The organism is Salipiger abyssi, from assembly GCF_001975705.1.
In the GTDB taxonomy this organism is placed as follows: Bacteria; Pseudomonadota; Alphaproteobacteria; order Rhodobacterales; family Rhodobacteraceae; genus Salipiger; species Salipiger abyssi.
In genome coordinates this window covers 3656736-3680905 of the sequence record NZ_CP015093.1, presented here as the reverse complement: position 1 = coordinate 3680905, position 24170 = coordinate 3656736, and the positions used below count along the sequence as shown (strand labels likewise).

The 24170-nt window shown below is 67.0% G+C and carries 22 protein-coding genes; 10 read left to right on the top strand and 12 right to left on the bottom strand.

The annotated features are described in order from the left end of the window. Positions 1–188: 188 nt before the first annotated feature. From Ga0080574_RS21490 to Ga0080574_RS21475, 4 genes are all read right to left on the bottom strand, one after another. Positions 189–1085, bottom strand: coding sequence for a DMT family transporter (locus tag Ga0080574_RS21490; RefSeq protein WP_076704340.1), 897 nt, complete (start codon positions 1083–1085; stop codon positions 189–191). A 117-nt stretch (positions 1086–1202) separates the two neighbouring features. Next, entirely contained in the window at positions 1203–2366 is a 1164-nt protein-coding gene (mltG, locus tag Ga0080574_RS21485) for an endolytic transglycosylase MltG (protein WP_076704337.1), read from the bottom strand. Next, on the bottom strand, positions 2367–3626 hold the full coding sequence (fabF, locus tag Ga0080574_RS21480; RefSeq protein WP_076704334.1) for a beta-ketoacyl-ACP synthase II: 1260 nt from the start codon (positions 3624–3626) through the stop codon (positions 2367–2369). 83 nt (positions 3627–3709) lie between these two features. After that, complete coding sequence (locus Ga0080574_RS21475) at positions 3710–4510, bottom strand: glycosyl transferase (RefSeq protein WP_076704331.1); 801 nt, start codon at positions 4508–4510, stop codon at positions 3710–3712. Positions 4511–4702: 192 nt separating this feature from the next. Here Ga0080574_RS21475 and Ga0080574_RS21470 point away from each other — a divergent pair, with 192 nt between their 5' ends. Beyond that, entirely contained in the window at positions 4703–4975 is a 273-nt protein-coding gene (locus Ga0080574_RS21470) for a DUF2934 domain-containing protein (RefSeq protein ID WP_198039754.1), read from the top strand. Positions 4976–5005: 30 nt separating this feature from the next. Here Ga0080574_RS21470 and Ga0080574_RS21465 read toward each other — a convergent pair whose 3' ends face one another. From Ga0080574_RS21465 to Ga0080574_RS21440, 6 genes are all read right to left on the bottom strand, one after another. Then, a complete protein-coding gene (locus Ga0080574_RS21465) occupies positions 5006–5602 on the bottom strand; it encodes a cytochrome b/b6 domain-containing protein (protein ID WP_156876469.1) in 597 nt (198 codons plus the stop codon). 9 nt (positions 5603–5611) lie between these two features. Next, positions 5612–6073, bottom strand: a complete 462-nt coding sequence (locus Ga0080574_RS21460) for a c-type cytochrome (RefSeq protein ID WP_076704312.1) — start codon at positions 6071–6073, stop codon at positions 5612–5614. 160 nt (positions 6074–6233) lie between these two features. Beyond that, positions 6234–7397: a M20 aminoacylase family protein gene (locus tag Ga0080574_RS21455; protein ID WP_076704309.1), complete on the bottom strand. Its 1164-nt coding sequence runs from the start codon at positions 7395–7397 to the stop codon at positions 6234–6236. A 79-nt stretch (positions 7398–7476) separates the two neighbouring features. Further along, entirely contained in the window at positions 7477–8820 is a 1344-nt protein-coding gene (locus Ga0080574_RS21450; protein ID WP_076704300.1) for an NAD(P)/FAD-dependent oxidoreductase, read from the bottom strand. Then, a complete protein-coding gene (gene argE / locus Ga0080574_RS21445) occupies positions 8817–9983 on the bottom strand; it encodes an acetylornithine deacetylase (RefSeq protein ID WP_076704297.1) in 1167 nt (388 codons plus the stop codon). The genes Ga0080574_RS21450 and argE overlap by 4 nt, the downstream gene beginning before the upstream one ends. A gap of 257 nt (positions 9984–10240) precedes the next feature. After that, positions 10241–12061: an ABC transporter ATP-binding protein gene (locus Ga0080574_RS21440; RefSeq protein ID WP_076704294.1), complete on the bottom strand. Its 1821-nt coding sequence runs from the start codon at positions 12059–12061 to the stop codon at positions 10241–10243. A gap of 246 nt (positions 12062–12307) precedes the next feature. On the opposite strand from Ga0080574_RS21440, the gene Ga0080574_RS21435 reads away from it, so the two are divergent. From Ga0080574_RS21435 to Ga0080574_RS21425, 3 genes are all read left to right on the top strand, one after another. Beyond that, entirely contained in the window at positions 12308–14014 is a 1707-nt protein-coding gene (locus Ga0080574_RS21435) for a peptide ABC transporter substrate-binding protein (RefSeq protein ID WP_076704291.1), read from the top strand. 104 nt (positions 14015–14118) lie between these two features. Beyond that, entirely contained in the window at positions 14119–15156 is a 1038-nt protein-coding gene (locus tag Ga0080574_RS21430) for an ABC transporter permease (RefSeq protein WP_076704288.1), read from the top strand. Then, positions 15149–16129: an ABC transporter permease gene (locus tag Ga0080574_RS21425; protein WP_076704285.1), complete on the top strand. Its 981-nt coding sequence runs from the start codon at positions 15149–15151 to the stop codon at positions 16127–16129. The genes Ga0080574_RS21430 and Ga0080574_RS21425 overlap by 8 nt, the downstream gene beginning before the upstream one ends. 267 nt (positions 16130–16396) lie before the next feature. On the opposite strand, the gene Ga0080574_RS21420 is transcribed toward Ga0080574_RS21425, so the two are convergent. After that, on the bottom strand, positions 16397–17089 hold the full coding sequence (locus Ga0080574_RS21420) for an anti-sigma factor (RefSeq protein WP_076704282.1): 693 nt from the start codon (positions 17087–17089) through the stop codon (positions 16397–16399). Further along, a complete protein-coding gene (locus tag Ga0080574_RS21415; RefSeq protein WP_076704279.1) occupies positions 17086–17643 on the bottom strand; it encodes a sigma-70 family RNA polymerase sigma factor in 558 nt (185 codons plus the stop codon). The genes Ga0080574_RS21420 and Ga0080574_RS21415 overlap by 4 nt, the downstream gene beginning before the upstream one ends. Before the next feature lie 159 nt (positions 17644–17802). Here Ga0080574_RS21415 and cobS point away from each other — a divergent pair, with 159 nt between their 5' ends. The 6 genes from cobS (at position 17803) to Ga0080574_RS21385 (ending at position 24124) form a co-directional block, all read left to right on the top strand. Continuing rightward, complete coding sequence (gene cobS, locus Ga0080574_RS21410) at positions 17803–18786, top strand: cobaltochelatase subunit CobS (RefSeq protein ID WP_076704276.1); 984 nt, start codon at positions 17803–17805, stop codon at positions 18784–18786. A gap of 6 nt (positions 18787–18792) precedes the next feature. Beyond that, entirely contained in the window at positions 18793–19488 is a 696-nt protein-coding gene (locus Ga0080574_RS21405; protein WP_237219303.1) for an aspartate/glutamate racemase family protein, read from the top strand. Beyond that, positions 19485–19802: a hypothetical protein gene (locus Ga0080574_RS21400; protein ID WP_076704273.1), complete on the top strand. Its 318-nt coding sequence runs from the start codon at positions 19485–19487 to the stop codon at positions 19800–19802. Before Ga0080574_RS21405 ends, Ga0080574_RS21400 begins: the two co-directional genes overlap by 4 nt. Before the next feature lie 52 nt (positions 19803–19854). Continuing rightward, positions 19855–20259, top strand: a complete 405-nt coding sequence (locus tag Ga0080574_RS21395) for a hypothetical protein (protein WP_076704270.1) — start codon at positions 19855–19857, stop codon at positions 20257–20259. A gap of 54 nt (positions 20260–20313) precedes the next feature. Further along, a complete protein-coding gene (gene cobT / locus Ga0080574_RS21390; protein WP_076704267.1) occupies positions 20314–22191 on the top strand; it encodes a cobaltochelatase subunit CobT in 1878 nt (625 codons plus the stop codon). Positions 22192–22345: 154 nt separating this feature from the next. After that, positions 22346–24124, top strand: coding sequence for an aminopeptidase P family protein (locus Ga0080574_RS21385; protein WP_076704264.1), 1779 nt, complete (start codon positions 22346–22348; stop codon positions 24122–24124). Positions 24125–24170 lie beyond the last annotated feature (46 nt).

The following is a 24170-nucleotide window of genomic DNA, read 5'->3' as shown; positions in this document are numbered from 1 at the left end:
CGCGGCGGGAGTAGCAACTTCGGTTCTGGATGGGAATAGAAGACCGGCCCGCCGTTTGTCGGGAGGACCCGACAGATGTCAGCAGGTAATGCAGCAAATCCGGATGAGGGTCGCTTGCGTGGTCATGGCGGCTCTATAGCGGCATCGTGCCCGCCCTGTCCAGTCGTATCCCCCGGTGCCGGCCGGCTCTACAGCGCCCGCGCCCGCCGCCGCACCGGCCAGACCTCGAGCAGACCCGCCGCGACCACCAGCGCGCCGCCGGCGATCTCCAGCGGGTGCAGGTGTTCTCCCGCCAGCAGCGCCGCCGAGAGCGCGCCGACCAGAACCTCGGTCTGCATCAGGATGCCGACCCGCGCCGGATCGAGCCGCAGCGTCGCCCACATCAGCATCGCCAGCGACAGCCCCCACCAGACAATGCCGGTCACCAGCCCCAGCCCGATGAGCCCGGCATCACCCCAGAGCGACAGCCCCGCCGGCCAGGGATCGAAGAACGGCGCCAGCACCAGCCCGGTCACCGTCGCCCCGGCGGCGAAGACGCAGGTTGCCGGTCCCGGCCCCAGCGTCGATCTGGCGCGGATGCCGGTGGTGCCGAGCGCCCACATCACCCCCGCGATCAGCGCCATCCATTCGCCCGCGCCGCGCGGCAGCGGCGCCTCGCCGCCGGCGCTCAGCATCACCACGAGGCCGAGAATCCCCAGACCGATCGCCACGACGCGCAGCGCCGGCGTGTGCCAGCCCATGACATAGCGACCGATCAGCGTGCTCCAGACCGGCGTGAGGAAATAGAGCAGGATGATGATCGCCACCCGGCCATAGACCAGCCCAATGGAATAGAGCGTGAAGGCCGCGCCTCCGAGCGCAATCGACCCGAGCGCCACCGGCCCTGCCCGGAGCACATCGCGCCAGCGCCACAGCACGAACGGCGACAGCGCCAGACAGGCCACCGAGGTGGCCAGCACCGTGCCCCAGGCGCCGGGCAGGCCACGCGCCACCATGGCGCGCACCGGCAGCCAGTAGACCCCCCAGAGCACCCCGGTCACGGCCACGATCAGCGTGGCGATAAGAACGATCCGATCCTGCGACATCGCCCTGCCTTAGCAGAGCCTGCGCGCGCCCCCAAGCCGGAGAAACGGCAACGGGCGGAACCGGTTGCCCGATCCCGCCCGCCGTTCTCTGAGCTGCCCTGAATGCAGGCAGATGCCTTACTGGTTCGCCTGCTCCGCCTCGAGCCGGCGATAGGCGGCGACATTGCGGTTATGCGCGTCGAGCGTTTCCGCGAAATTGTGCCCGTCCGCCGGATCGAGCGTCTTGGCGACGAAGTAGATGTAGTCGGACTCCGCCGGATTCAGCGCCGCCTCGATACTGGCGCGGCCCGGGTTGGCGATGGGCGTCGGCGGCAGGCCGGCGATCACATAGGTGTTGTAGGGCGTCTCGCGGCGCAGCTCCGACTGGCGCAGACCGCGCCCCAGCGGCCCCTCTCCCTGGGTGATGCCGTAGATCACCGTCGGGTCGGTTTGCAGCCGCATGCCACGCTCCAGCCGGTTGACGAAGACGCTGGCCACCAGCGGGCGTTCCTCGGCGCCGCCGGTCTCCTTCTCGACGATGGAGGCCATGGTCAGCGCCTCCTCCGGCGTCGCGTAGGGCAGCCCCTCGGCACGGTTGGCCCAGGCTTCGGCGAGGATGACCTCCTGCGCGTTCTGCATGCGCTCGATCAACCCGGCGCGGTCGTCGCCCACGACCACCTCGTAGCTGTCGGGCGCCAGCGAGCCCTCGGCAGGCAGCTCTGCCACCTCGCCCTCCAGCACATCGACCTGCTTTAGCTCTTCGACCACCTGCCAGCTCGTCACGCCTTCGGCCAGCGCGATGCGGAAGCGGGTGCCGACGGCGGATTTGAAATCCTCATAGGCCGCCGGGATCTCCTCCGCGCCGGGATCGAATTCCAGCACCTCCTCATAGCGCCCGACGGACGGGTCGAGCTCGCGCACCTGCACCTCGGCGCGGGTCACACCGATGCGGTAGACCACCTCGGTACCGCAGGTCGAGGCGCCGCCCCGGGTGACGATCTCGGTGATCTCCGACATCGAGGCGCGCTCGGGCACCAGATAGGAGCCGGCCTTGAGATCGCTGGTCTTGTCGGCGTAATCCGCGCCGAGGCGAAAGATCGTTCCCGACGAGATCGCGCCCTGCCCCTCCAGATCCTCGGAGACGCGGGTGAAGTTGCTGCCGCGATTGACCTGAAGGCAGATCGGCGCATCCAGCGGGCCTTCCGCCGAATACTCGTTCTGCGCCCAGATCAGCACACCGCCGAACAGGAAGACCAGCACCACCAGAAAGGTCAGCGCGTTGGAGGCGACGCTTCGCCACATTTATTCGGCCTTTCCGAAGATCACGCTGGCATTGGTCCCGCCGAAGCCGAAGGAGTTCGACAGCGCATGGGTGATCTTGCGTTCGCGCTTGGCGTTGGGCGCCAGGTCGATGGGGGTTTCCACCGCCGGGTTGTCGAGGTTGATCGTCGGCGGCGCGACCTGATCGCGGATCGCCAGGATCGAGAAGATCGCCTCGATCGCGCCCGCCGCCCCCAGAAGGTGGCCGGTGGCGGATTTGGTCGAGGACATGGTGACATTGGCCGCGTGATCGCCCAGCAGCCGCTCGACGGCGCCCAGCTCGATCGTGTCGGCCATGGTCGAGGTGCCGTGCGCGTTGATATAGTCGATGTCTTCCGGGCTCAGGCCGGCCGACTTCAGCGCCGCGCGCATGGAGCGCTCGCCACCCTCGCCATCCTCGGAGGGCGCGGTGATGTGGTAGGCGTCGCCCGAGAGGCCATAGCCCAGCACTTCGGCATAGATCTTGGCGCCGCGCGCCTTGGCGTGCTCGTATTCCTCCAGCACGACGATGCCCGCGCCCTCGCCCATCACGAAGCCGTCGCGGTCGGCGTCATAGGGCCGGCTGGCCTTTTGCGGATCGTCGGCGCGCTTGGTCGAGAGCGCCTTGCAGGCGTTGAAGCCGGCGATGCCGATCTTGCAGATCGCCGCCTCGGCGCCGCCCGCGACCATCACGTCGGCATCGCCGTATTTGATCAGCCGCATCGCGTCGCCGATGGCATGGGCGCCGGTGGAACAGGCGGTCACCACCGAATGGTTCGGCCCCTTGAAGCCGTAGCGGATCGAGACCTGACCGGAGATCAGGTTGATCAGCGCACCGGGCACAAAGAAGGGCGACACGCGGCGCGGGCCCTTGGCCTCCATCATCACGGCGGTGTTGGCGATGGAATTCAGCCCGCCGATGCCGGAGCCGATCAGAACGCCGGTGCGTTCGAGCTCTTCCTTGTCGGTGGGCATCCAGCCCGAATCCTTCACCGCCTGATCGGCGGCGGCCATGCCGAAGAGGATGAAGGTGTCGACCTTGCGCTGCTCTTTCGGCTCCATGTAGGTGTCGGCATTGAAGGTGCCGTCCGACCCGTCGCCAAGCGGCACTTCGCAGGCATAGGTCGTGACCAGCCCCTCGGGATCGAACCCGGTGATCGGGCCGGCGCCCGACTGCCCGTCAAGGATCCGTTCCCAGCTCTTTTCCACACCGTCTGCCAGGGGTGTGACCAGCCCCAGCCCGGTAACAACGACGCGACGCATGCGCACTGCCCTTCCCTCAGACTTCTTTCGTGGCCACGCTCTTACCCTGCCCGCGCGGGGCGGGGCAAGCCTTCGAAGCCCGCTCAGGCCCAGTCCGTGCCGAGATCGGCGACCGCCCGCTCTATCCAGTGCTCGCGCAGCCAGTCGCAGGGCTTGGAATGGCGTATGACGCTGCCATTGTAGCCGTCGAGCGCCTCGGTCATTTTCGGATGCCCGTGGAAGCAGACGACGCGAGCATCGCCCGGCAGGCGCGGCGCGTGCAGCCAGTTGCCCGGGAACGGGTTGCAGTCATACTTGAACGACACCACCCAGGGCTCGGGGATATAGGTGAAAACGCCGCGATCCATCGCCTTGTGGCTGGTATAGCGCTGCTCGGAGCCGCGCGCCTTTTCCACCTCTGCATAGGCATTGGCCGCCAGATCGTCGTAGAGAAACCCGTGCTGCGCCGGATCGAAGCGGAAGACCGAGCCGTGACCGGTGGGCCGGCCCTTGCGCTTTTCCGTCCAGTCGTGGCGCATCGCCACGGTGCCGGGCGCCAGATCGTGGATCTCGTCCAGCGATCCGGTGATCACCACATCCAGATCGAAGCCGAGGAACGGCCCCTCCAGATCCGGCACCAGACCGGGCCGGAAGAGCGACACCTTGCGCATCGCCCCCTGCCGGTTCGCCACGGCGAGCGCGGCGGCCATGGGCTCGGCAAAGGGCTCGACCGGCAGCGGCAGGATCTCCACATCCGGGTGCAGACCCTCGGCCTGTTCGGTCATGCAGAAGAACCGGATCGGGCGCGACATGTGCCGCCGCACCCCGGAATAGAGGCGGTTGACATATTCCGGGCCAAAGGCCGTGCCCCATTTGATGCAGATGATATTGGCTCTTTGCGTCACGCCTCAGTCTCCGAACGGCTTTGCCCGGGCTTTAGCCCAAAGCGCCGGGCTGTGCCATCCCGTTGGGCAAATCGTCACGCGGCGCAGCAAGGATGCCGCCGCGTCATTGCCCCGCGACACGGCTGTGGCACACTGACACTCTCCGGTTTTGCGCCGGGCTTACGACTCACTTTAAAGATGAGGAAGATGCGGATGAGCACTGCCGCCCCCACCGAGGCCCAGATCGCCGAAGCGGCCTATTTCCTGTGGCTCAACGAAGGCTGCCCGGAGGGCAAGCAGGCCCTGCACTGGGCCGAGGCCAGCGCCAGCCTGAGCGACGCCGCGCCGAAACCCAAGCGCAAGCCGGCGGCGAAGAAGGCCGACGCCAAGGCGAAGGCGGCGACCGAAAAGCCCAAGGCAAAGGCGAAAACCGTCGAGAAAAAATCTCCCAAGCCGCGCAAGGCCAAGGCGAAATCCGAGGGCTGAGCGGCAAAACGGGCGGCGGGAAACCCCGCCTTACCCTTTCTTGCGACCGGTGATCATGGGCGTGATCAGGTCTTCGCCTTTCCAGCGGCGGTAAAAGCCGATGGCGGCGATATGGCCGATCACCATGATCAGCAGCAGTGTCGAGAGCGGTTCGTGCAGCGCCAGCGCCTTGCGGGTGATATCCGCCGAGACATATTGCGCCAGCGGCCCGACATTGACGTAATCCTCCGGATCGGCCAGCAGCCCCGAGAGCACCTGCAAGGCCAGCACCAGCAGCACGCCCACGACAAAGAGCGCGCCCACCGGGTTGTGCCCCCAGCTATTGGACGGCTTGCGCGCGGGCATCTGGCGGGCATAAGCCAGCACCGCGCGCGGCCCCTTCACAAAGCTCGCAAACCGCGCGGTGCGCGGCCCGACAAAGCCCCAGACCACGCGCAGCAGCACGATCCCGGCGACGGTGTAGCCGGCATAGAAATGCAGCGTCATCTGCGACGGCCCGAACTTGCCCAGCCCCCAGGCGGCGGCAAAGGCGATCACCAGCGCCCAGTGCAGGACGCGCACGACCGGATCCCAGAGCCGGTCTCCGGAACCGGAGGGCGCTGCCCCCCGGCCGGTGTTTTCCGCGATGCTCACGGCTCAGAAATCCGCGGCACGGAAATCGTCATGGCAGGCCTTGCAGGCGCCGCCGAGCTTGCCCACGGCGGGGCGCAGCGCGTCGAGCCCTTCACCGGCGGCGGTGTTGAGCTCTGCCAGGGCGGCACCAAAGGCCTGACCCTTTTCCTGGAACGCGCCCATGTCTTCCCAGATCACCGGCAGCGCCCGTGTCTCGCCCGGCAGATCGTCTTTCGACGTGCCCGGCGCATAGAAATCCGCCGTGTGAAGCCCGGTCAGCGTGACCATGTCGGCGGCATGCGCCTGTGCGGCCTCGGCGTCGTAATCGACCTTGCCCTGCGCCATGGCGGCAAGACCGCCCATTTCAAAGCCAAGCATGGTGTAGAAGGCGCGGCGCGCCTTGACGGTTTCGTTTTCGGCGGTTTGCGCCAGTGCCATCGTGGCGGGAACGGCAGCGATCAAAGCTGAGAGGAGAACCTTGCGCATGTCGGATGAGATCCCTGTTTTACATGGGTTGAACACAGAACCGGCGCGGGTGTGACGCCGCGCCGGTCCCTAGGATGGTACACATCTGAATGTGAGAATAAAAATGTAACCTACAGAATCTTTTTGACCTTTTCGTGAGCGAGCGTCATCTGCACAGGCTTCAGGCAGGCATGCGCCGCTCCACGACCTCGGCCCACCACGAACAGCCTGCGGGAATCGCCTCGTCGTTGAAGTTATACTCGGGGTTGTGAACATCGGCAGAGGGGCCGTTGCCCACGAGGATATAGGCGCCGGGGCGTTCCTCCAGCATATAGGCGAAATCCTCGCCGCCCATGGTGATCGGCGCATCGCGCTCGCAGGCGCCGGCAATGGCCTCGGCCACATCGGCGGCGAACTCGGTCTGCGCCTCGCTGTTGACCATCGCCGGATAGCCCGGAATCCATTTGATTTCGGCCTCGCAGCCGAGCGCCTGCGCAGTGGCGGCGGCCAGCGCCTTGATCCGCTCCTCGCCGAGGTCGCGGTTCGTCTTCGACATGGTGCGCATGGTGCCGCGCATTGTGACGGCGGCGGGGATCACGTTGAAGGCCTTCGACGAGCTCTCGATCGAGGTGACAGAGATCACCATCTGATCGTCGGGGTCGGAATTGCGGCTGACGATGCTTTGCAGCGCGGTCACCACATGCGCGGACGCGACCAGCGGGTCGGTGGCCTGATGCGGCTTGGCGGCGTGGCCGCCCTTGCCATGCACAGTGATCTCGAACTGGTCGGTGGCGGCAAAGAAGGCGCCGGGCCGGATGGCGAACTGCCCGGTGGGCACGCCGGGCCAGTTGTGCATGCCATAGACCTCCTGGATGCCCCAGCGCTCCATCAGCCCATCCTCGCACATGAAGCGCCCGCCGGCGCCGCCCTCTTCGGCGGGCTGGAAGATCACCACCACGGTGCCGTCGAAATTGCGCGTCTCGGAGAGGTATTTCGCCGCCCCCAGCAGCATGGCGGTGTGGCCGTCATGGCCGCAGGCATGCATGGCGCCGGGCGTCTTGGAGGCATAGTCGAGCCCCGTCGCCTCGTGGATCGGCAGCGCGTCCATATCGGCGCGCAGCCCGATCACCTTGCCCGAACCATTGGCCTTGCCCTTGATCACACCGACCACACCGGTGCGTCCGATGCCCTCGGTCACCTCGTCGCAGCCGAAGTCGCGCAGCTTTTCAGCGACGATGCCGGCGGTACGGTGGGTGTCGAAGAGGATCTCGGGGTTTTCGTGGAAATCGCGTCGCCAGGCGGTGATTTCGTCCTGCAACTCGGCGAAACGGTTCTTGACGGGCATGTCGGTGGCTCCTGTTCTCGTATCTTGTGAAAAGCCTGCCACCGCCCGGTGCGGGCGGCAAGCGCGGCCGGACTGAATGTCAGATATTGGGTCCGGGGATCAGTTTCGAGCCGTCGGAAAAGCGAGTGATGCGGAAGCGGCTCAGATCGTGGCCGGGATCGCGCCCCTGCGCCATATCGGCGGCGATGCGTCCGAAGGCGGGACCGATGCCGAAACCGTGGCCGCACATGCCGGTGACCGCGATCAGCCCCGGCAGCTCCGGCACCCGGTCGACCACCGGCACCACATCGGGCATCACGTCGATCATCCCGGCCCAGGCGGCCTGCAGGGGCACCTCGCCCATCTGCGGGAAATGCTGCCCGAACCGCCGGCGCATCTCGGCGACCTTGGCGGCGTTGGGCTCGGGCGAGAGAATGCGCATGCGCTCGAAAGGCGTCTCGTCACCGTCACCCCAGCGGCGCGGCGTGCCCCAGGCATCCGGATAGCCTGCCGGCGCCGGCGCGCGCAGATGCACGTCGAAATCGCCCGTGAACGCCAGCGGCAGATAGGTCTTGAGCCCGCGAAACGCATCCGGCCCGATGAAGAGCTCGGCAAACCCTGCCGGCGCCAGCGTGTAGCCACCGTCATCGCGTGGACGAAAGGCCAGCGCATCGTCGACCGCCGCGGTGTTCACCCCCTGCGGCAGCCGCTCCGTCGCCATCGCGGTGGAGCGCACCGAGAGTTGCGGGATGCGCACCCCGTGCCGGCGCAGGAAGAGCGAGGACCACGCCCCACCCGCCAGAACCACCTGCGTGCAGGCGATGCGGCCCTTCTCGGTGACGACCCCGGCGACCTTTCCGCCCTGCATGTCGAGCCCGCGCACGGCGCAGCGCTCCCGGATCGTGGCGCCCTCGGAGACTGCGAGCCGCGCCAGCTCCGGCACCGCCACCCAGGGCTCGCCCTTCATATCGGTGGGCGTATGCAGCGCGCCGACCCAGGGGCTGTCCCCGGCGCCGAGCAGCGTTTTGGTCTCATCGGCATCCAGCAGATGCGAGGACACGCCGAGCGGTCTGGCCTCTTCCAGCCAGCCGGCAAAGCCCGCCATCTCCTTGTCGCTGCGGGCGAGATAGCTCACGCCCACCTGCGTCACGCCGAGCCGCCCGCCGCACTCCGCGTCGAGCTGCGGCCAGAGATCCTGCGCCTCGAGCGCAATCGGGATCTCGGCCATGTCGCGGCCCTGCACGCGGATCCAGCCCCAGTTGCGCGAGCTCTGCTCGGCGGCCACCCGACCCTTTTCCAGCAGCACCACGTTCAGCCCCGCCCGCGCCGCGTAAAGCGCCGTCGAGACGCCGATCACCCCGCCGCCGATCACCGCGAGATCGCATGCCTCGGGCAGCGGGCCATCGTGCTCGACGGGCCCCTCGTCGCGGAACGGAAAGATCATCGCAACCGCTCCAGCAGACCGTCCATAAAGCGCTGCCCGGCGTCGAGCTGCGAGATTTCGATATATTCGTCGGGCTTGTGGGCGATGGTGATGTCGCTCGGTCCGCAGACCACCGCGTCATAGCCACCGGCCTGAAAATGGCTGGCCTCGGTGCCGTAGCTCACCTGCATCACACCGTTGTCGCCGGTCACCTGACGCACCAGCTCTTCGGCGCTGTTGCCCTCGGTGGGCCTCAGCGGCGGCAGATCGAACATCCGCGTGACCTCGATCCAGGCATCGGGATGCACCGCTTTCATCTCCGCCTCCAGCGCGGTCACCGCCTCCATCAGGCGCCGCGCCCAGTCTTCCGGATCCTCGCCGGGGATGACACGAAAGCTCATGCCGAACGCGCAATCCTTGGCGGTGATGTTGTGCGCGGTGCCGCCATGGATCTGGCCCACATGCACATTGGTATAGGGCGGATCGAAAAGCGCCGCGATCTCGCCGGGTGTGGCGGCGGCATTGGCGGCGTTCTGCGCATTGGCCCATTCGATGAGCTTCGCGCCCCACATGATCGCCGAGACGCCGGTATGCAGGATCGAGCTGTGCACCTCGACCCCGTGCACATGGATCCAGAAATTCACCCCGCCCTTGTGACCAGTCACCGCCTTGATCATCGTCGGCTCACCGATGATCGCCGAGGCCGCCTTGGGCACCACCCCCTGCATCGCCGCCACCAGATCGGCGGCGCCGGTGCAGCCGATCTCTTCGTCATAGGTCAGCGCCAGTTGCAGGGGCCGCGTCACGCCGCGATGCTTCGCCTCGACCAGCGCCCAGATCGCCAGCGCGTCAAAGCCCTTCATATCGGTGGAACCGCGACCGTAGAGCCGGCCGTCGCGCTCGGTCAGTGCCCAGGGATCGGAGGTCCATTCCTGCCCGTCGACCGGCACCACATCCGTGTGCCCAGAGAGCACCACGCCACCTTCCTCCTCCGGCCCCACATGAGCAAAGAGCGCCGCCTTGAGATCGGGCTCGGCCTCCTTGTAGTGGCGGTGGCTGTCGATGCCGTGGCCGCCCAGATAGCCCTCCACCCAGTCGATCAGCGGCAGGTTGGTGTCGCGGCTGACGGTGGGAAAGCTCACCAGATGCGCGAGGATCTCGCGCGGGGACAGGCGGGTCGGCATTTTGGGGTCCTTCGTTCGTTCACCAATGACCTAAGCCCGCCCGCAGTGGCCCGCAAGCCCGCCGCGCGCAAAGCCGGCACCCGACCGCATGCCGCGCCCAAATTTCCGTCAAAAGACAGTTTCATCTTTCCGCAAATACTCGGGGGAGCGCGCCCCGTCGCGCGAGGGGCAACGCCCCCCTTTTCACAGGTGATGCCCCGGTCAACGAGCGCGACCGTAACGGGGGTCGCGGGGGCGGAGCCCCCGCGCCTGCCCGCTTAATAGCCGCTATCCGAAGTCAGAACGAAATGCCCGGGCGACACCTCGTCATAGACATTGGGCTCGGGCTCATATCCCACCGGGTGAATCGGAGAGGGAATCGGTTTGAAATTCAGATCCTTTTCGGATTTCCGCATATGCGGGTCGGCAATCGGCACCGCCTTCATCAGCGCCTGGGTATAGGGGTGCTGCGGATTCTCGAACACCGCCGCGCGAGGGCCGATCTCGACGATGCGCCCGAGATACATCACCCCCACCTTGTGGCTCACCCGTTCGACCACCGCCATGTCGTGGCTGATGAAGAGATAGGAGAGCCCCATCTCCGCCTGCAATTCCATCATCAGGTTCAGCACCTGTGCCTGCACCGACACGTCCAGCGCCGAGACCGCCTCGTCCGAGACGATCAGCTTTGGGTTCAGCGCCAGCGCCCGGGCGATGGCGATCCGTTGCCGCTGCCCGCCAGACAGCTCGTGCGGGAAACGCCGCATAAAGCTGCGCGGCAGCTCCACCCGGTCGAAGAGCATCGCCACCCGGTCCATCATCTCCGATCCCGAATGTGTGCCGTAATTGCGCATCGGCTCGGCCACCTGATCGGCGAGGTTCATTTGCGGGTTCAGCGAGGCAAAGGGGTCCTGAAAGATCATCTGCATCTGCCGCCGCTCGTCGCGCAGCATGTTGGGCCCCAGCCCCATGATATCGGTGCCATCGAGATCGACGCGCCCGCGCATCGGCTCCACCAGCCGCAGGATCGAGCGGCCCGCCGTCGACTTGCCGCAGCCCGATTCCCCCACGAGGCTCAGGGTCTGGCCCTTGTTGAGCACGAAGTTCAGATCCTCGACCGCATGCACATTGGCGATGGTGCGGCGAAAGAACCCGCCCTTGACCGGAAAGCGCGTGGTCAGCCCCTCGACCGTCAGCAGCGGCTTATCGGTGCCGGGGATCGGCTTCACCTCGTCCTGCTCGCGGCCCAGCAGCCGCATCGGCTCGGGCAGCGCCTTGCCTTTCATCTCGCCGAGCTTGGGCACGGCCGCCAGCAGCGCCTTGGTATAGGGGTGCTGCGGATGCTCGAAGATCTCCTCGGCGGTGCCCTCCTCGACCTTGTTGCCGCGGAACATGACGACCACGCGGTCGGCCATCTGCGCCACCACCGCCATGTCATGGGTGATGAACATCACCGCCGTGCCGGTCTCGCGCTTCAGCCGGTCCATCAGTGCCAGAATCTCTGCCTGGATCGTCACGTCGAGCGCCGTGGTCGGCTCGTCGGCGATCAGCAGGCGCGGCTTGCAGGCCAGCGCCATGGCAATCACCACGCGCTGGCGCATGCCGCCCGAGAGCTCGTGCGGATATTGCTTCAGCCGCCGCTCGGGCTCGGGGATTCGCACCTGCTGCAAGAGTTCGAGCGCCCGCGCCTCGGCCTGCTCACGGGTCATGCCGCGATGCACGCGCAGCCCTTCGGTGAGCTGCCGGCCCACGGTGAAGACCGGGTTCAGCGCGGTCATCGGCTCCTGAAAGATCATGCCGATTTCATTGCCGCGGATCGTGCGCATCAGATCCTGATCGGCGGTGGCGAGATCCAGCTCTCCGCCCTCTTTGCGATCAAAAAGCAGGCGGCCATTGGCGATCTCGCCGCCGCCGAACTCGATGAGCCGCATCAGCGACAGCGACGAGACCGATTTGCCCGATCCCGATTCGCCGACGATGCAGACGGTCTCGCCCGCATTGACGTCAAAGCTCACATCCTCGACGCCCGCGACGGTGCCGTCCTTTGTTTCGAACTCGACCCGAAGGCGGTCGATCCGGGCGATGGGGTTGTCGAGCATGCGCGCACTCCTGAAGATGTATGAATGCAAACGCTACGGGCAGGCCCGTCAAACTGTCAAACCCCCGCGATGGTTTCCGCCAAGGCAGCGCTTGCAATTTTGACGGGTTCTGTTTCGATGATTGGCACGACGGGGATCGTCGCGGCGCTCAGGACGCTTGTGAAACGCGGCCGGGGCTCGGGTGATTCCCCTCCATAAAAACCAAAAGCCGGTCCCCGTGGCCGGCAGCCCAACAAGGAGAGACTCATGACGCTCAAGACCCTCTTGCTCGGGGCGGTCGCCACATCTGCGCTGGCCCCCGCCGCCTTTGCCGAGCGCGGCGAGGACGGGCATGTGAACATCATCTACTGGCAGGCGCCGTCCATCATGACCCCCTATCTTTCGGGCGGGACGAAGGACATCGAGGCCGCCTCGCTGGTGTTGGAACCGCTGGGCCGTTACACCGAGACCGGCGCGCTTGTGCCCTATCTCGCCACCGAGATCCCCACCGTCGAAAACGGCGGCGTGTCCGAGGATCTGACCTCGATCACCTGGACGCTGAAGGACGGGCTCGTCTGGTCCGACGGCAGCCCCGTCACCTCGGCGGATGTGAAGTTCACCGGCGAATACTGCATGCATCCCGAAGGCGGCTGCGCACAGCTCGCCAAGTTCACCGGCGTCGAAAGCATCGAAACCCCGGACGATCTGACCGTCGTGGTGAATTTCGACAAGCCGATGCCGAACCCCTACGGCCCCTTCATGGGCGGCCAGTCGCCGATCCTTCAGAAAGCGCAGTTCGAGGAGTGCCTCGGCGCCAATGCCTCGTCCTGCACCGACGCGAATTTCTATCCGATCGGCACCGGCCCCTTCGTGGTCGACGAGTTCAAGCCGAACGACGTGATTTCGCTCTCGGCAAACCCCAATTACCGTGATCCGGCGAAGCCCGCCTTTGCCACCGCCACGCTGAAAGGCGGCGGCGATGCGGAATCGGCGGCGCGCGCGGTGCTTCAGACCGGCGAGTTCGATTACGCCTGGAACCTCCAGCTGGCCCCCGATGTGCTCGCCTCGATGTCCGAGGGCGGCACCGGCACGCCGGTCTCGGCCTTCGGTACTCTGGTGGAACGGATCGAGATGAACCTCACCGATCCCTCGCCCGATCTGCCCGAGGGCGAGCGCTCCACCGTTGCGCATCCGCACCCGATCCTGTCGGATTTCAACGTGCGCAAGGCGCTCTCCATGGCCATCGACCGCGGCCTTCTGACCGAGATCGGCTATGGCCAGGCCGGTCGTCCGACCTGTAACCTCGTCCCCGCGCCGGAGCTCTACGCCTCGCCCAACGAGGAATGCCTGACGCAGGATCTCGAAGGCGCCAAGGCGCTGCTGGAAGAGTCCGGCTGGACCGACACCGACGGCGACGGCGTGCGCGAGAAGGACGGCATGGAACTGTCGCTGCTCTATCAGACCTCGACCAACGCCGTGCGCCAGGACTTCCAGGCCCTGATCAAGGACTGGTGGAGTCAGATCGGCGTCGAAACCGAACTGCGCAATGTCGACAGCTCGGTGTTCTTCGGCGGCGACCCGGGCTCGCCCGACACGTTCCAGAAGTTCTATGCGGACGTGGAAATGTACGCCAACAACTTCGACGGCACCGACCCGCAATCGTATCTGTCGATGTATCGCTGCGGCAACGAGCCGAAGCCGTCGAGCCAGTGGCAGGGCGAGAACATCAACCGTTTCTGCGACCCGGAATACGACGCGCTGCTCGACGAGCTGGCCAAGACCGGCGAGCTGGAAAAGCGCGGCGAGATCGCCAAGAAGCTCAACGAGATGCTGACCAAGGAGACGATGACAATCGTGCCGCTGGTCGACCGTGGCCGCGTCTCGGCGCATTCCAACACGCTGGGCGGCGTGGTCCTGAACACCTGGGACTCCGAGCTCTGGAACGCCGCCGACTGGTACCGCATCGACGGCTGATCGCCACCTGACACCTCTGACGAAAACGGGGCGGCCGCTTTGCCGCCCCGTCCCCCGCCAGTCCCCAACCGGAGGATAGCTGAACTCATGACCCGAGGCGCCGCATGCTGACCTATGCAACCCGACGACTGGTCCTGTCGATCCCGACGCTTCTGTTCATCAGTTTCGTGATCTTCATGCTCCTCCAGCTCGCCCCCGGCGATCCCATGGCGCAGGTGCCGCTCACCGTGCCGCCGGAGGTGAAGGAGAAGATGCGCCAGGCGCTCGGCCTCGGCGAGCCGCCGCTGGTACAATACTGGAAATGGCTGGTTCAGGTGTTCTGGACCGAGCCCAAGATCTTCATCGACTGGCTGACCCGCGACAGCTTCCTCCTGGGCTGGCTGCCCGATACCGCGCTCTATCAGGACGAGCTGCGGGTGATCTCCTGGCAGACCCGCTCGCCGGTGATGGATATCGTGCTGCAACGCATTCCGCAGACGCTCTGGGTCGTCGGCATGTCCTATATCGTCGGCGTGCTGATCGCGCTGCCCATCGGCATCTATTCCGCCTACCGGCAGTATTCCGTCTTCGATCAGGCGGGCACCTTCATCACCATGGTGGGCTTTTCGATCCCGCCCTTCTTTACCGGGCCGCTGCTCATCGTGATCTTTTCGGTCTATCTGGGCTGGTTCCCGTCGATCTACGACACCACCCATGTGGTCAATGACTGGGAGAGCTTCAAATATCAGCTGAGCCAGATGATCATGCCGGTGATGGTGCTGGCGCTGCAAACCACCGCGCAGCTCAGCCGTTATATGCGCGCCTCGATGCTCGACAATCTCAACCAGGATTACGTGCGCACCGCCCGGGCCAAGGGCCTCTCGGAGGCGGTGGTGGTCATGGTGCATGTGCTGCGCAACTCGATGATCCCGGTGGTCACCGTGATCGCGCTCGGCGTGCCGGCCATTTTCGGCGGCGCCATCATCACCGAGAACGTGTTCAAGGTGAACGGCATCGGCCAGCTTCTGATCACCGCGCTCTTTGCCAACGATCTGCCGATGGTGATGACGCTGACCTTCATCTTCGCCTTCCTGATCGTGCTCTTCAACCTGATCGCCGATATCCTCTACGGCCTTCTCGACCCGAGGATCCGCTATGACTGAGCCCGTCCCCTCCTCGCCCGCCCCCATCGAAGCGCTCAAGGACAAGGGCCCGCAGGCGCCGCCGCGTTCGAAATGGCGCGACGTCTGGGAGCAGTTCCGCAAGCACAAGGGCGCCATGCTGGGCGCGTTCTTCCTGATCTTCATCACGCTCGGCGTGCTGTTCGGGCCGTATATCTGGACGCTGGATCCGCAGGCGCTGGACATCCGCTCCAAGGACATGCGGCCGATCTATACGGCGCTGTGGGATTCCACCGCCAAGACCGGCTGGAACCACCCGCTGGGCTCCGACCAGCTCGGCCGCGACAACCTCGCGCAGCTCATCGCCGGCGGCCGCGCCTCGATGGCGGTGGGCTGGGCGGCGATGCTGCTGTCGCTGATCATCGGCACCGGCATGGGGGTGATGGCAGGGTTCTTCAAAAAGCTCGACGGACCGCTGATGCGGCTCACCGACCTGTTCCTGTCGCTGCCGATCCTGCCGCTGCTGCTGGTGGCGGTGACGCTGTTCCGCCAGCCGCTGCGCGCCAATTTCGGCCCCGAGGGCGGCATGTTCATCCTCATCGTTACGGTGGTGGGGATCACCTCCTGGATGCCCACGGCGCGGATCGTGCGCGGCGACATCCTCGCGATCAAGGAGCGCGAATTCGTGCTGGCGGCGCGGTCCATCGGCACGCGGCCCTTCCAGATCATCAGGCGGCATCTGCTGCCCAATGTGCTGTCGCCGATCATGGTCTCGGCGACGCTGGGTCTGGCGACGGCGATCATCACCGAGTCGGCGCTGAGCTTTCTCGGCGTGGGGTTCCCGTCGGATTTCCCGACCTGGGGCAAGATGCTGGCCGACGCGGTGGCGCGGATGGAGGATTTCCCCGAGCGCGTCATGCTGCCGGGGATCGCGATCTCGCTGACGGTGCTGGGAGTGAACTATCTCGGCGACGGGCTGCGCGACGCGCTCGATCCGCGGATTCGCGGGCGGTAAGGGATGCCGCGAGCGGTGGGCAGATTGCCCACCGTACACCAGAACGTTGCCCCGGGTGCGGGACAAGGCCGAAGGCCGCCGCGCCATCGCCGGCCCGCGCCCCGGGCTGGCGATTTGGTGAGGTTAGAGCAACGTGTCGAGGTCTTTCGGATTTGGCCGAGATAAATCGAGAGGTTCGCAAGGCATATCGCCAACCCACGGGCCGGCGATGGCGCGGCTCACCATAGGGTGGGCAATCTGCCCACCGCTCACGCACCCAAAATCCGCTTATCCGCGCGGCGCCATCTGCCCGAGCGCCAACACCGGCCCGGTCGGCTGACCGGTGGGCGAACCGCCCTCGGGCTCTTCGGAGATCGCCACCGCCGCGCCCGGGATCTGACGGGCGATGGCGCGCGGCACCGGGATCTCGGTCAGCCCCTCGCGATCGACCAGCCCCAGCGACATCGGCGCGCTGTCCTCATCCGCGATCAGCCAGATCTCCAGCGAGCGGTCCTCCGGATAGGCGCCCGCATCGCGCCGCACCATGAACGTGCCGCTGTCGGGCGCATAATGCGCCAGCATCACCAGCCCGCGCGAGGGCGTTTCGAGATCCGCATAGAGATGCGGCGCGTCGCGCGTATCGAGCAGCCCGCTGAAGCTCACCGCCCAGGCAATCGCCGCCGCGGTGACCGCGCCCAGCAGATAGGGCAGCAACTGCCGCCAGGCCGGCTGCGACCGGCGTCCGAAGAGCTCTGCCTCGGTGCGTCGCAGCACCTGCGGCGGCGGCGCGACCTCGGCAATCGGATCGGTGAGCGTGGCGAAATATTCCTCCCACGCCTCCACGTCCTGACGCAGATCGCGGTCCTGTGCCAGCCGCGCCTCGAAGGCGGCGGCCTCGTCCTCCGACAGCAGCCCGAGGACATACTCCGCCGCCGCGGCTTCCCAGCCGCCCGGAAGATCTGTTTCCTCTCGCCCGCTCATCGGCTCAGGCACTCCCTCAACTGCATCAGGCTGCGGCGCAGCCAGGTTCTCACGGTGTTCAGCTTGACGCCGGTGGCGGTGGCAAGCTCGGCATAGGTGTCGCCGTCGAGATAGGCGCGGCGCACCATCTCGGCGCGTTCCGGCGGCAGCTCGGACATGCAGGCGGCCAGCGCCTGCGCTTCGCCGCGCGCCTCGGCATGCTGTGCCGGGCCCGGCGCCGGATCGGCGATCAGATCCGCCGCGTCGATCGGGTCGGTCACCCGCCCTGCCCCGGCATCGCGCCGGCGGCGCCGGTCGACGGCGGCGTTGCGCGCCAGCGTGATCAGCCAGGTCATCGGCGAAAACCCGTTCACCCGGTACTGCCCGGCGCGTGCCCAGATCTTGCAGTAAACGTCCTGAAGCGCCTCCTCCGCCAGCGCCCTGTCATCCAAGACACGCAGGCAGACGCCAAAGAGTTTCGCCGCCGTCCGATCATAGAGCAGCCGAAAAGCGGCGCGGTCGCCCATGGCGATGCGGGCGATCAGATCTTCGATCTCGGCTTGCGGGGTGGTCACGGGATGCGGCGCCTGAACAGGGTCGTTTCGTCGCGTCAGCCTATCGCGGCAGCGCAGCGGGGGCAAACCCTATCCGCAGCCCGCCCGTGCTCTTGCCCTTCCCGAAGATATCGGGCACCACGGGGGCCAACAGAGTTCACGACCGTACAGAGGCACGCCATGAGCAGCGAGATCGACGTCAATGCGAAACCGACCGAAGAGATCGCGGTCCGCGAAGTCTTCGGCATCGACACCGACATGGTCGTACATGGCTTTCCCGACCGCACCGACCGGGTGCCGGATCTCGACAGCACCTACAAGTTCGACCCCGACACCACGCTGGCCATCCTCGCGGGCTTTCGCAACAACCGCCGGGTGATGATCCAGGGCTATCACGGCACCGGGAAATCCACCCATATCGAACAGGTCGCCGCGCGGCTCAACTGGCCCTGCGTGCGGGTCAACCTCGACAGCCACATCTCCCGGATCGACCTGATCGGCAAGGACGCGATCAAGCTGGTGGACGGCAAGCAGACCACCCAGTTCCAGGAAGGCATCCTGCCCTGGGCGCTGCGCAACCCCACCGCCATCGTCTTCGACGAATACGATGCCGGCCGCGCCGACGTGATGTTCGTGATCCAGCGGGTGCTGGAAACCGACGGCAAGCTCACCCTGCTCGATCAGAACCAGGTGCTGACGCCGCACAAGTATTTCCGCATCTTCGCCACCGCCAACACCGTCGGCCTCGGTGACACGACGGGCCTCTATCACGGCACCCAGCAGATCAACCAGGGTCAGATGGACCGCTGGTCGCTGGTGGCGACGCTGAACTATCTCAGCATCGACGCCGAGGTGAATATCGTGCTGTCCAAGGCGCCGCATTACAACAACGAGAAAGGCCGCAAGACCATCCGCCAGATGGTCACCGTGGCCGATTTCACCCGCCGCGCCTTCATGAACGGCGAGCTCTCGACGGTGATGTCGCCGCGGACGGTGATCGCCTGGGCGACCAATTCCGAGATCTTCCGCAATGTCGGCTACGCCTTCCGCGTCTCCTTCCTCAACAAATGCGACGAGCTCGAGCGCCAGACCGTGGCCGAGTTCTATCAGCGCTGCTTTGACGAAGAGCTGCCGGAAAGCGCGGCGAGCCTGAGCCTCGTCTGATCCGCGATGCCCGCGCCGCTGCATATCGGGCTGATCGGCGGCATCGGCGTGGCCGCGACCGTGGTCTATTACCAGCGCCTGACCGCCGCCGTGGAGCGGCTTGGCGGCAGGCTGGAGCTGACCATCGTGCATGCGGATGTGCATGAGCTGATCCGCAACAATCTCGCAGACAATCGCGAAGAGCAGGCCGAGATCTATCTCGGCCTGCTCGACCGCCTGAAGGCCGCCGGCTGCGACTGCGCCGCGATCACCTCGCTCGGCGGGCATTTCTGCTATGACGAGACGGCGGCGCGGTCGCCGCTGCCGCTGGTCTCGGCGGTGACGCCCCTCGATGACTATTTCGCCGCCGAGGGGCTGAAACGTGTCGGCCTGCTCGGCACCCGCGTGGTGATGCGCACCCGGCTCTACGGCCAGCTTGCAAAGACCGAGGCCGTGGCGCTCGACGAGCGCACCGAAGAGCTGGGCCAGAGCTATCAGGACATGGCGGTCGCCGGGCACTGCACGCCCAGGCTGCGCGCGCTGTTTTATGACGCGGGCCGCGCGCTGGTCGAGGATCGGGGCGCCGAGGCGGTGGTTCTGGCCGGCACCGATCTCAACCTTGCCTTCGACGGCGCCAGCGATCCCGGCTACCGGGTGATCGACGCGCTCGACGTGCATGTGGATCTGCTCGCGCGGCTTGCCACCGGTCAGGCGGCACTGTGAGCGCGCGGTGCGCCGCGTTCCTGCTTCTTTCAGGGCTGGCGAGCCCGGCCCTCTCCGAAACCCCTGCCGAATGCGCCGCGTTCTGGAGTGGCGTCGCCGCCGAGCAGCGCGCCATGCCGGGGCTTGGCGTGGCACCCGACGAAGCGCTGGCGCTGGTGGCGGAGTTCGCGGCGCTGAGCGAGACCGGCGTGGCCGAGGCGCATGTCGCCGGCTACCGGCTGCTCTATCGCGGGCTGATCGACGGCGATTCCCAGAGCAGCGATCTCTTCACCCGCATCGCCACCCGCTGCGACGCCCTGCTGCCGCGCCCCTGAGCCGCCCGCCACGCTCATCCTTTCGCAAGCTTTCCGTGCCAGCCTCGGCGGCATGGGCATCGTTCAGGGCATCCTCTGCGCCGCCATGCTGGCGCTTGCTGCCGCCCCTCCCGGCGAGGCGCCGGCGCGGGTGCAAGACCGCGCGCGGCTCTTTGCAGATTGTGCCGGTCGGTTCTCGGCGGGCGTGGAATTCACCTGGCTGATGCAGCGCGGCGACGGCGCCCGCGATCAGGCGCTGCGCAGCGGGTTCGAGGCGCTGATTGCCGCGATCCTGCCGGATGCGCGCGCCGCCGGGCTCGACGGGCGTGCGCTGCTGCATCGCCGCCTCGCGGCCAAGGCGGCGCAGGCGCGCCTGCTGCATGACGCGGAGTTCGGCACCGATCCGCGCCGCGCCGCCCGTGCCCGCCTGCTGGCCAGCCGCCACCGTGCCGCCTGCGCCGCACTGCTGCCGGGCTGACGCAGGCATTTTTGCCCCTTGCCAATCGCCGCGCGGGGCGCGAAACCTGTGGCCATGGCGCGCAATGACGACAACCCCGCAGATCCCTTCAAGAAGGCGCTGGCCGAGGCCACCAAGGTCATGGCCGACGACCCGGAGCTTTCGGTCAATTACACCGTGGACCCCTCGGGCGTCTCCGGCGACATCATGCGACTGCCGCAGGTCAGCCGCCGGATGACCCGCGACGAGGTGCTGCTGGCCCGCGGCACCGCCGATGCGCTGGCGCTGCACCGCCGCTACCATGACGGCGCCACCCATGCCCGCTACGCCCCGCCGGGCGACATGGCGCGCGAGCTCTACGAGGCGATGGAAACCGCCCGCTGCGAGGCGATGGGCGCACGCGACATGCCTGGCACCGCCGGCAATATCGACGCCAAGATCGGCCACGAGGCGGCGCGGCGCGGCTATGGCCAGATCACCCAGGCCGCCGAGGCGCCGCTGCCGGTGGCGGCGGGCTATCTCATCCGCCATCTCGCCACCGGGCGCGAGCTGCCCAAGGACGCCAGCCATGTGATGGACCTGTGGCGCGGCTTCATCGAGGAGCAGGCCGGCGGCACGCTGGACGGGCTCGAAGACACGCTTGCCGATCAGGCCGCCTTTGCCAAATTCGCCCGCCAGATGATCACCGATCTGGGCTATGGCGATCAGCTCGGCGAGGATCCGGACCAGCTCGATGACGAGAGCCAGGACGAGGCCGAACCCGAAAGCGGCGAAGAGGAACAGCCCGACTCCACCGGCGAGGATCAGGACGATCAGGACGAGGCCGAAGCCTCGCCCGAGCAGAGCCAGGACGAAACGCAGGATGCCAGCCAGGCGCAGGTCTCTGCCGACGACATGGCCGATCAGGAGCTCGGTGAGGAAACCGAGATGCCCGAGGGCGAGGCGCCGATGGAGCCGCCCACCCCCGCGCCGGTCTCCGAGGCCGATCCCGCCTACAAGGTCTATGACAGCACCCATGACGAGGAAATCCCCGCCGAGGAGCTGGCCGAGCCCGCCGAGCTGGAGCGCCTGCGCGCCTATCTCGACCAGCAGCTCGACCCGCTGAAAGGCGCGGTCTCGCGGCTTGCCAACAAGCTGCAACGCCGGCTTCAGGCGCAGCAGAACCGCAGCTGGGAATTCGACCGCGAGGAAGGCATCCTTGATGCGGGCCGTCTGGCGCGAGTGGTGGCCAACCCCACCACGCCGCTGTCGTTCAAGATCGAGAAGGACACCGAGTTCCGCGACACGGTGGTGACGCTGCTTCTGGACAATTCCGGCTCCATGCGCGGCCGCCCGATCTCGATCGCGGCGATCTGCGCCGACGTGCTGGCGCGCACGCTGGAGCGCTGCTCGGTTAAGGTCGAGATCCTCGGCTTCACCACCCGGGCGTGGAAAGGCGGGCTGGCGCGCGAGAAATGGCTCAACGAAGGCCGCGAGCAGCAGCCGGGCCGGCTCAACGATCTGCGCCACATCATCTACAAGCGCGCCGATGCGCCCTGGCGCCGGGTGCGCGACAATCTCGGGCTGATGATGAAAGAGGGTCTGCTGAAGGAAAACATCGACGGCGAGGCGCTGGAATGGGCGCATCGCCGCATGGCCGGCCGCCCCGAGGCGCGCAAGATCCTCATGGTGATCTCCGACGGCGCGCCGGTGGACGATTCCACGCTCTCGGTGAACCCGGCGAACTATCTCGAAAAGCACCTGCGCGACGTGATCGCCATGGTCGAGCGAAAGAAGCAGGTCGAGCTGCTGGCCATCGGCATCGGCCATGACGTCACCCGCTACTACGACCGCGCGGTGACGATCACCGATGTCGAGCAGCTTGCGGGGGCCATGACCGAACAGCTCGCGGCGCTCTTCGACAGCGACCCGCGCGCACGCGCGCGTTTCATGGGCATCAAGCGCGCCAGCTGACCGACCCCAAGACACCCCGGCCCTCATCTCGGATGGCCGGGGATTTTTTTGCCTATTTGCCAAGAGAAGACGCGCCCGATGCGTCCTCTCTTTCGGACATACGCCAACACGACCGCGCGGCCGGGCGTGCCGCCGCAGACAGGAGCGCATCGCCATGTTCCAGAGCTTTCAGGAAACCGCCCGCCCCGAACAGGGCCCGCCCCGCCTCGCCGCGCTGCGCGAGGAGCTGACACGCGAGGGGCTCGACGGCTTTATCGTGCCGCGCGCCGATGCGCATCAGGGCGAATATGTCGCCCCTCATGACGACCGTCTGGCCTGGCTCACCGGCTTCACCGGCTCGGCGGGCTATTGCGTGGCGCTGACCGGCGAGGCCGGGGTCTTTGTCGACGGGCGCTACCGGGTGCAGGTCAAGGCGCAGGTGGCGAGCGAGTTCACCCCGGTGGACTGGCCCGAAACCGGGCTGGCGGAGTGGATCGTGGCCAAGCTGCCGGAGGGCGGCACGGTGGGCATCGACCCCTGGCTCTTCCCGGTGGCGCAGATGCGCGGGCTGGAGGAAAAGCTCGGCAAGGTGGCGCTGCGCCGGGTCGACAATCTGGTGGATCGGATCTGGCACGATCAGCCGGCACCGCCGCTGGGGGCGGTCTTTGCCCAGCCGGTGGAGCTCGCCGGCGAGGCGCATGGCGACAAGATCGCGCGGCTGGCCAGAGGGCTCGGCAGTGCTGCGGCCTGCGTGATCACCCTGCCCGACAGCATCGCCTGGCTGCTCAATATCCGCGGCACCGATATCCCGCGCAACCCGGTGCCGCATGGCTTTGCCATCCTTCATGCGGGCGGGCGCGTCACGCTCTTCATGGACGCTCGCAAGCTCGAAGGGCTTGGCGATCATCTCGGCCCCGAGGTCGAGATCGCCCCGCCCGCGCGCTTTCTGGAGGCGCTCGGTGCGCTGGAGGGCCCGGTGCAGATCGACCCGGCAAGCTGCCCGGTGGCGGTGGCCGACGCGCTGGAGGGCCGCGAGATCACCGAGGCGCCCGACCCCTGCCTTCTGCCCAAGGCCTGCAAGAACGCCGCCGAGCTCGACGGCACCCGCGCCGCGCATCTGCGCGACGGCGCCGCCATGGTGCGCTTTCTCGCCTGGCTCGACCGCCAGCCGCCGGGCAGCCTGACCGAGACCGGCGTGGTCACCGCGCTGGAAAATTTCCGCCGCGCCACCAACGCGCTGCGTGACATCTCCTTCGAGACCATCGCCGGCACCGGCCCCAACGGCGCCATCGTGCATTACCGCGTGACCGAAAACACCGACCGGACCGTCGAGGCCGGGCAGCTTCTGCTGGTCGACAGCGGCGGGCAATATGTCGACGGCACCACCGACATCACCCGCACCGTTCCCGTGGGCGAAGTGGGCGACGAGGAGCGCGCCAATTTCACCCGCGTGCTCAGGGGCATGATCGCGCTCTCGCGGCTGCGCTTTCCCGAGGGGCTCGCCGGGCGCGATATCGACGTGCTGGCGCGCGCCGCGCTCTGGGAGGCGGGGCTCGATTACGGCCACGGCACCGGCCATGGCGTCGGCGCCTATCTCAGCGTGCATGAGGGGCCGGCGCGCATCGCCCGCACCGGCACCGTGCCCTTTGCCCCGGGCATGATCCTTTCCAACGAGCCGGGCTTTTACCGCGAGGGCGCTTATGGTATCCGGATCGAGAACCTCATCGCGGTCGAGCCAGCTCCGCCCCTTCCGGGGCAAGTCGTGCCGAAGATGTTGCGGTTCGAGACCCTTACATGGGTGCCGATCGACCGGCGGCTGATCGTGACCGATCAGCTGTCACGGCCCGAGCGCGACTGGCTCGACGGCTATCACGCGCAGGTGCTGGCGCGGATCGGCCCGCTGGTGGAGGGAGAGGATGCGGATTGGCTCGAAAGGGCCTGCGCGCCGCTTTGACACAGGAGTGTCGTAAAGCGGCTGGTATATGATCCGCGATCATACG